Here is a 901-nt window from a genome sequence, read left to right as displayed (position 1 = left end):
CCCTCTTTCCATTACTTACTCTGCGTCAGCGCCGTGTCGCTCAGCATGAGCTCGCCGCTCCACACCCGATTACGTCCCTCCATGCCCAGTTACCCACATGCTGCGGCTGTCCCCACTGCCAGGCGGATGCCACCCAGCTGGCCCCCTGGGGCTGGAGCCGTGGGCTGCGTCGTTACCGTTGTAAGCAGTGTCGGCGAACCAGCTCCCTCCTCACCAAGACGCCTTTGGCCAGATTACGTAAGGCTGAGCATTGGGAGGACTACGCCCAGGCTCTCATCGACGGGCTCACTGTCCGCCAGGCCGCCGTCCGCTGCGGTGTTTGCAAGAACACCGCCTTCTTGTGGCGTCACCGCTTCCTGAAGGCGATGGCAAACCACCAGGCAACACGGGAAGAAGGCATTGTGGAAGTGGATGAAACCTTCTTCCTCGAATCGTTCAAGGGGCAGCGAGGGTTGCCTCGTCCGGCAAGACATCGTGGCGGGAAAGGGCGTACCCGGGGGACCGGGCGGGATTACATCCCGGTGATGGTGGTGCAGGACAGGGCGGGCCATCAAGCCGACTTTCAGCTGGAAAGGCTGGATGCGCAGACGGTGAAAGCGGTGTTGCAGCCACTCATCGCGCCCGATGCAGTGCTCTGCAGTGATGGTGCAGGGGTGTATGCCAGTTTCAGCCAAGCGCGGGGCATAACACATCAGGTGGTGTACAACCGTCGAGGTGAGCGAGTCATTGGGGCATACCACATCCAGCATGTGAACGGATATCACCGGCGGTTGAAGGAGTGGATGGAACGATTCCATGGAGTCGCAACCCACTACCTGAGGAATTATCTGGGCTGGCGCAGGATGCTGGAACGTTACGGCAGGGAGGTAAATACCAAGATGTGTTTGCATGAGGCGCTAGG

At 60.3% G+C, this 901-nt stretch carries 1 protein-coding gene; it reads left to right on the top strand.

Features of this window, described 5'->3' with window-relative positions; all coding sequences use genetic code 11:
• On the top strand, nucleotides 1–901 hold a 901-nt coding region (locus AACR77_RS18560), incomplete at both ends, for an IS1595 family transposase (protein ID WP_052224750.1).

It is taken from the genome of Aeromonas sp. ZOR0002 (assembly GCF_963866995.1).
In the GTDB taxonomy this organism is placed as follows: Bacteria; Pseudomonadota; Gammaproteobacteria; order Enterobacterales; family Aeromonadaceae; genus Aeromonas; species Aeromonas caviae.
Note: the sequence above shows the minus strand (reverse complement) of the source record. Positions and strands in the feature narration are given on the sequence as shown.